At 56.8% G+C, this 9,131-nt stretch carries 1 protein-coding gene; it reads left to right on the top strand.

Features of this window, described 5'->3' with window-relative positions:
* A partial coding sequence (locus tag ABX749_RS11605) for a PKD domain-containing protein (protein ID WP_372896126.1) occupies positions 1-9,131 on the top strand: 9,131 nt, incomplete at both ends.

The raw sequence follows: 9,131 nt of genomic DNA on the forward strand, positions 1-9,131 counted from the left end.
AACCAACGACAGAATCCTAATGACCAGGCGTTTCTCGATCGTGTGACCCGCGGCGACATCCAGGACGCGAAGAAGATCACCGATCGATTTCAACCCGAAGCCGAAGCCTCGGTGGCATTAAAACTGCACACCACCGCCGACCTCAACGCGTTGATTGACGAAGCCGGCGACTCGATCCCGAGTCTCCCCTTGGTCGACGGCGGGTTGTTGCTGCCCCAAATTGAATTCGACTTCGTGTTGGACGCAACCGCATCAGCAAAGTTTAAAAACCCCACAAATCCCAGCGACGAGGCGGGTGAAAAACGCTACACCAACGAACTCGAAACGCTGAAACTCGAGAATGTCACCATCGACATCGGAAGCTTGCTGGAAACGTTTGTCGAGCCGGTCGCCAACGTCCTTGGCGCGGCATTGGGCCCCGTCTCCGAGATTGTCGGCGGCCTGGGCGGCGGCAGTTTCTTGAACGAGAACCTTCCTATTTTGAAGGACATTCCCGGCAATAACTTCAAGTCGCTTCTCGACTTTCTCGGCGATGCGAATCGTGATGATTTGAATGCTTTTCGACAAGCTTTGGGATCCCTGGTGGAGATTTCATCCGCGGTCGAAGGCCTGCTCGAAGACTTCGAAGATCGAGCGATCGCGCTCGGCTGTTTCGAGTATGCCAAGCTGAACGAGCAGGCTGAGAGTCGAACACTGATCCCCTGCGCCGCGGCTTCGGCCATCGATTCGGCGACCAGCGTGGAAGCCACGCAATTCATCAACGCCTACAACCAAGCGACCAACACCACGGGCGGCATCCGCCCCGATTTCATCTTTCCGACCAACTTCGTCAAACTTCTCAGTGGCGAAGACGCCGATTTGGTCAGTTTGAACCTGCCTGCGCTCGACATCACTGCGAAAAAGGACATCATATTGAACGTGGGCGTCGCGGAGGCCGGCATCGAGTTTGAAGCCAAAGTCAGCACCAATCTTGCCCTCGTTTACGATTCGGTGGGGTTGCGTCGCGTTGTCGATGCGATTCGAAAAGACGACGAACCGATTTGGGAGGACCTGCTCAAAGGTCTCTACATCCGCAGCCAAGACGGCAAAGAGATTGAGGTTACGATCAGCGGCGATGGGCAGGTCGGTGTGGATGTCGAACTCGCCAGTGGCAATGTCGTCGCCGAGGCCGATGGGAGCGTCAGTCTGGATATTGTCGATCCAAACGAGGACGGCGCGCTGCGGCTCGACGAGATCGAAAGTTTGACCGGCGGTGATCTATCCAAAGTCTTCTGCCTGTTCGACGCTGCGGCCAGTTTCAACGGGAAAATTGATGTCAGACTGGAGTTTTTTGGCCTTGCGGGAAGCCTGAGTGATGTGCCCGGGGCAAAGGACATCTCCGAAGTTAACGTGGACTGGAACCTCAGCGACATCCTGGGCAGTACATGCAGCACACCCGAGCCTGTCTTGGCGTCGTCAAGGAGCGGAGGCCGTGTGATTCAAATTCACACCGGGCCATTCGCACGGGATCGGCGGGCCGGTGATGTGAGTGATGAAGATGGCCCCGCCGAAATCAAAGTGGTCGAGGACGATAACAAAATCATCGTGACAGGATTTGGCGGACGCACGGAGGTGCCATTTGACAGCAGTCTCAATCCCACCATCGCAATCGCAGGCGGTCCCTTCGGCGATACATTTGATCTCTCGGACGTTCGCACATTGTCGATTCAGATGGACGGCCGAGGGGGCAGCGATCTCCTGCTCGGTGGACGCGCAAACGATGTGATCGAAGGCGGTGATGGAAGCGACGAAATCGATCCCGGTTCGGGTGACGATTTGGTCTTCACCGGTACTGGAACCAACCTCGTCTTCTCCAGTAGTGGTGCCGACACGATCGACGCGAGCGAGAATTCAAGCAGCGACGGTTTCCAATACATCGGTGGTGGCAGCCATGCCAACGAAGGCGACACCGTCATCGGTTCTGCCGCCGACGATACGATCACGGCGACCAACGTCGAAGGCGGCGACGGTGATGACACCATCCGGGGATCGGGTACCGGTGGAACACTTCATGGCGGCGCCGGTAACGACACCATCTATGGAGGAGACGGAAACCAAACCCTAATTGGCGGTCCCGGTGAGGACTCGCTCGATGGTGGCCCTGGTGAAGACAGTCTGCTCGGCGGTGAAGACGACGATCAATTGATCTCCGGATATGGCGATGTGCTGGTCGATGGTGGCAGTGGCACCGACAAAATGATGGTCGACTTAGCAGTCGAATTAACGGGCTTGAATGTCACCGGTATCGACGTCACGCTCGGCGCCGGCAGCTATTCGGCCAAGTCCATCGGCGGATCGTTTGATGAACTGACAACCATTTACTCTGGTGTCGAAGAAATCGACTTCTCTACAGGCAATGAAAGTGACTCAATCACGATCAACGGTGCCAATGTGCCTGCATCGATTTCAGCGGGCGCCGGAGAAGACACCTTCCATTTGATTTCCAATGCTGCTGAAGTGGAACTCAACGCCGGAGCAGACAACGACGAGTTGGTGATCAACCGCAGCGGCCAGATCGACCCGATCGACGCGCTGTTGCGACCGCGTCGGATCAGTGGCTTCGGGGCGGCCGACGTGACACTGTTCGGTAACAGCCTGGAGAAGATCACGATGACCTTGGGTGATGGCGACGACCGAGTGCGTTTGGTCGTCCCTTCGGCAGAAACAAGGATCAACGGAGGTGGCGGAGACGCGGACACGGTGATCGTCGACAGCCTTCAGGCCAGATCGACGATCACCGCCGAGCAGGTGTTCTTGGAAATCGACAGCACCCCCAGCGGTATCCGAGACGAATTCGGAGAGGTCGGATTGCTGCGTGTCACCGCCGATCGCTTGTGGGTTGATAACCGAGACAACACCAATGCCCTGGACTTCTCGGTCAAGAACCGAGACGTTTTAGTGGCAGGACTCGACGGTTCGCTGATCGAAAACATCTCCGGGGTCGGCCGAGTCGAATTCCTCGGCTCCACCGCGGCGGCAACCCAGGACACGCTGGAGGTGATCGACACGGCCGAATCGACCAAGACGTTTCGCATCGAAAACGACGTGGTCGAGGTGTTTCAGGGCAGCGATGTTCTGGTGTTCGAAGCCGAATCGTCGGGCATTAACCTGGAGTATCCCGTCACGCCGCAACTCGATGGCCCGTTTCATGTCTTGTTCTCAGAAGGGACGAACCCCAACAATCCCGGCAAACATGCGTACGTTATCGACGGTTCGCGGATCAGTGTTTTCGACGTCGTTCGCGGCTCTAGTTACCGATTGCTCCCGTCGCGATCCACGCCCACGCCGTTCAGTATCAATGTGAATACGGACGCGGTCTTCGACCCCAGTGGACGGTTCCTTTTCATCACCGGAAATTTTGTCGATCCAGATGACAGCCAATCTAGCATCAACAAGATTGCGATTTACGAACGAGACGTGGTGACCGGTGAGCTGACCTTGGTTGAGACAGTCGATGCCATTGAACCGGCACCAAAAGGTCGGATCGAAATCGCAGACATCCAAGTCGCCGACGACTATGTCTTCCTGGCCATTGAAGAACTTGATGACCCCAACGGTAGTGCGACACGCGTGTATCGCTTCGACCGTGAACGAAATTCCCAGAGCGAACGTACGGGTAAGTTGATCAAAGGGAGGATGGTAGGAGCGCCAGTGTCAGGAGAACCCGTCGATTCTGTTTTGGATACGGACGGCAGCGACGACCTGTTTGTCCTTACCCAAAACGGTATCAACTTGGTGGTCTACCGATATTCGGTCGACTCGGGAGACGATTCGGTGGTCAGGGGCCCCTTCGAGAGTTTTCACAAACCAATTGAAGGCACAAACGCTAAAATCGAGATCCAGCCGGTTCGCAATAACCAACCCCGAAAAGTTTATATCGTCGAAAACGACATCGTCACCGTCACGCAGCGAGAGGGCGGCGGTGGCGACTTGAGACGGATCCAAGGGGTCAATTTACCCGCCAGCGAGCAAACCAGTTCACAACTAGACTCCACTGACGTGGAGTTCAACGACGACGGCTCGGAAATCTACATCAACAATGATGCGCAGATACAGACCTATCAACTGGTCGCAGGCGGAGACACCGATGGACAATTTGTCAACCCGGCTGGCTTCCCCACAGGCAGTCCGGTACCGATCGCGACTTCAGATTTGCCCGTCTGGAACTTCATCGGCACCGACTCGCTAGCCCGAGATCCACGAAGTGGCAGATTCATCGCCCCCACGGCAAACGACGAGATCACGGTCTTTTCAAACTCGTTGGAAGCCATCCAGACGATCGTCGACGGTGCGCCACCGACCTTCGAGGCCGACTCACTGAAGAAGCTGGTGTTCACGAAGTTTCGGCCCGGGCGGGGCAGCGCCTACGGCATTGCCGAGGGTCCCGAAGGAGGCTATCTAGTCGAGTTTACACGGTCGAAGAAGACCGAAGGAGAATTTAACCCGAGGAGCATCTTGACTCCCGACGATTGGGAATTCGATCTTTTGCGAGACAAGAAACTCGAATTCGCGGAGGACCTGGTGCTGGCCGACGACAAGCACCTGTACGTGGCGACCGCCGGGTCCAACGGGTCCAACGGAGGAATCCAACTTTTCCAGCGTGACCGGGGCACCGGCGACATTGACTTTCAGACAACCTTCGAGGCCTTCGCTCCCTTCGACGACGCCAGGACCTTGCAGCTCAGCCCCGATGGCACAAAGCTCTGGGCCAGTTCATATGACACGATTCGATCTTGGACCCGAGACCCGGACACAGGTTTCCTGACAGAGCCGAAAACCGCAACCCTTTCGCACCCGGCGGAACTTTTCGTCGATCCGGATTCCGATTTCTTGTTCGTCGCCCTCGGTGGCACCGACGGCGGGATCGCCACACGATTGCAAAGCGATGTCAGCAACTCGGTCCAATTCGAATCGCTAGCCAATGCGACCAGCGTCAAACGCATCGGCAATCAATTGTATGCCGGCACACGCGACGGAATACTGAAGGTTTACAACGTTGACAAAGATGGACAGCTAACACTGCTTCAAACTGTGTCCGGTGGTTCGGGTGGATCCGGCTCGCTTGCGGACATCGTCGATATCGTCTCCAGCAGACGCGATCGATTCGTTTTTGCCGGTTCCGTCGAAGGAACAATCCTCGCCTACGCGCGGGACCGTTCGACCGGTCGGCTGGCATTTGCGCAGCGGATTACGCAGGGCATCGGAAGTTTTAATGCTGCCGAAGGAATCGAGGGCATGACCTCAATGACCTTTGACTTGTCCGAGCAAGACTACTTTGCGGACTTGCTGTATGTCGCCAGTCCCAGCGGCTGGTCGGCAATTCAAGTCCTACCCAGCTTTGCGACGAGTGGTGCCAGCTATCGCGTCGGGTTTGACGGAAACTTTGGTTCCTTGGAAGTCGGTTCGAACGTTTCGACGCCCGGCGGCGACTTCACGGACATCGTCAGGTCTTCCGGGACCGGCAACATCCCGTTGACGATCCGAACCTTCGGTGGTGCTGATGAAATCTCGATTGCCAGCCAGCCTAGTTCATTGAGGCTCGACACCGGTGACGGCAACGACTTCGTCAGTTTGCGTTCGGTGTCGGGGGGCGAAACCGACGTCGACCTCGGTAACGGCGAAGATACGATCGAAGTGAATCTGCCGGGGATCCAGTCCCCTGCTCCGGTCGATGTCGATGGCGGACCGCATTCCAGCGGTGATCAGTTGATCTACATATCGGGAAGCCTGACGGTCGAGGAGCCGCCCTCGGAACTCACTACTCCGACAGGTCAGATCACGATTGGGACCGACAAGATCATTGACTGGGTCGAGATCGAATCACTCTTGGCGCTGGACAACTTGACGGCCGACATCACCAGTGATGATCCGGAAATCGCCGAAGGTGATGAGTTAACGCTGACCGCAACGGCCAGTTCAATCGGCCGCACCATCCCCGATTCGAGTTTCTTATGGGACCTCGATAGTGACGGACTTTATGGCGATGCCATTGGCGGTTCGATCACGCTCGGCTGGGATGAACTTCAGAATCTGGGAATCGACGATGACGGAAGTTACCCGATCTCCGTACAGGTCCAATTCGATGGGTTGCGAAGTGTTGATGTGACCACCCTGACGGTCAACAATACCGTACCGAGTCCCGAAATCACCGTCAGCCCCACCACGGTTGAACAATTCAGCACGATCAGTTTGGTCCTCGCTTCTGACGATCCCGGTAACGATACGATCGAGCGTTGGGAGATCGACTGGGAAAGTGATGGCACCATCGATGACATCTACTTCATTCGGGCCGGAACCGTCACGCATGTCTATCAGACAGCAGGAACCAAGGACATCACAGCGACCGCTTACGACGAAGATGGCGGACCTTATGCAGCACCGACGGCAACGGTCCAGGTCAACGCGATCCCACCCCGCGTGAGGGCGATCACCGGGGATCAGAGCCTGGACGAAGGCGACACGGGAACGTACACGTTGACGGCCAGCACGCTGGAAGCGGGCGGCGGCACGACGACGGCGGTTTCTTGGCTGGTCAATTTTGGTGACGGGACAATCGAAAGCGTCTCCGGCTCAACAGCCGGTCCAACCGTCACGCACACGTATGCCGACGACGGGATGTACACCATCAGTGCTCTCGTCGTTGAAAGCGACGGGACGATCGTGCCCGCTACGACCACCCTGACGGTCAGCGTCGCGAACGTCGCCAACCCGATGATCTCGGTTCCGGCGGATTTTCAATCGAACACCGGACTGGACTTCCTGGGTGCCGAAGGCCGACCGTTTGAGTTGATTCTGACCAATGACGACCCGGGCGACGACACCACCACCGAGTGGCGAATCGATTGGGACGGCGACGGTCCGATGCCGCCGCAATCCTATTCCGACGCCCCGCAAAACCTCACCACCGTCGAGTTCATCTACACGTCCGAGTTCCCGCCCCCGCTGGAAATCAGAGCCGTGATGATTGACGAAGACGGTGAACATCCGACCAATGTGCTGTTTGGCGAAATCGCCAATACGCCCCCGACTCCGCTGATCATTGGAGAAACAAACAACGCGGTTGAAGCTTCACCCTTCGTCGTGACGCTTGATCCGGGAACCGAGTGGATCAACACCCAGATCGTTCGCTGGCGAATCGAACGCAGTGACGGAGCGGAAGTGGAAATCGTCCAGCTTGATCAGCCGTCGACGACCGTTACCACCACGCTCGAATTCCCCGACGGAGATGGGAGCGCGATCACGATCAATGCCTTCGCGATCGATGACGAAGACCAGGAATTCCTGGCGACGCTCAGCGTCCCAGTGCTCAATGTGCCTCCGACGATTCAACTGTCCGGTCCTCCGGCGATCGAAGAAAATAACCTGTTCACGCTCACGTTTGGAGAAATCGTTGATCCGGCGGTCATTGACACCGTTGAGTTCTACACTGTCCATTGGGGCGATGGGACCTCTACGACCTACACCGCTGCCGAAGTTGCCAGCGCGAACGGCGTCGTCGAGCACCTGTACGTTGATGACCCGCCGGGCATCCCGGACTTCAGGACAACCCTCAGCGTGGATCTGGAAGACGAAGACGGACTCGCCCCCGAAGCAGGCACCTTCTCCTTCTTCATTGAGAACATCGATCCGGTTGCGGACCCCGGAGGACCGTATCAGATCTTGATTCCCGAGACACAGATCGAGTTGCTCGGAAGTGCGACGGATCAGAGTCCGGAAGACACGTTCACGTTCGAATGGGATTTTGACAATGATGGTGAGTTCGACGATGCGGCCGGACCGACACCAATCTTTGATGCAGTCGCTGCGGGAGCCAGTCCCGGACAGATCTTTTACGTCGCTCTTCGCGTCACCGATGACGACGGAGGAGTCAGCGAACCCGTCTCGACCACCGTTCAGTATTTGTCGATTCCTGAAATCACTGATCTCGTGCTGCCGACCGATCCGATCCTGGAAAATCAGCCGTTCACACTGACTGTCCTGTTCGAAGACACCGATCCCAAGCAAACCCATACCGTCACAGTGCTCTGGGGCGACGAAACGTCCAGCGAAGTTCTCTTGATGGGCGGTGAAAGAGAAGTAGAGATTCCCCATACCTATCTCGATGATGATCCGACCGGAACTCCGGTCGATCCCTTCGACATCACGGTGACCGTCGCCAATTCCGCGGCAGATGATGAAGCTTCGACGGTCGTCGATGTCAACAATGTGAATCCCGAAATCGCTTCCTTTACCAGCGACGCCAACTCGCTTAAAACGAAAAGCGTCGACAACTTGGTCTTGGTCTATGGTGATGTCTCCGATGTCGGCAGCGAAGACACTCACACCGCGGTGATCGACTGGGGAGATGGGAGCGAATTGGATACGCTCGACGTTGATCAATTGACACGAGGCTTTGCCGCACAGCATGACTATCCCGGGCCCGGGATTTACGAAATCACCGCCACGGTGATCGACGATGACGGTGGTGTCTCGAAGATCGCCACAACGGCTGCGGTGATCCAGGGCGTCGGTCTGGTCGATGGCACGCTATTCATTATCGGCACCGACGGCCGTGATCACGTCACGTTGCACTACAAGGAGAAGAAAGACGAACTCGATCTCAATGTGAAATTCAACCAGGGCGCCGGTCAAAATCATGTCAAAACGACGTTCCAGGCATCGTCAATTCAGCGAATCGTCGCATTCTTATGTGGTGGCGATGATCACTACCAAGGAAAAATCGATGGCAACAAGGGATCATCGATCTCGATTCGTCAAATCGTCTTCGGTGGTGATGGACGGGACCACTTGCAGGGCGGCGATACCGACGATGCGCTACTGGGCGGATCTGGGAAAGACGACATCAAGGGCCGCGGCGGTAACGACCTGCTGATCGGCGGTCACGGCGAAGACAAGATCTACGGCGATTACGGGGATGACCTGTTGATCGGTGATGCAATCGGTGCCGACGAAAGTGCGGTGACAACGGTCGGGCGTCTGGATGCGGCACTCCAGTCTTGGGCCGCCGCCGAGGATCCAGGCGGTGCCGTGAGTGCGCTTTCTGGCATCATCGACGACGGGGACGACGATCGGCTGCACGATCGCAAAGGAGC

The sequence above is a fragment of the Stieleria sp. genome (genome assembly GCF_041595215.1).
Taxonomy (GTDB): domain Bacteria; phylum Planctomycetota; class Planctomycetia; order Pirellulales; family Pirellulaceae; genus Stieleria; species Stieleria magnilauensis.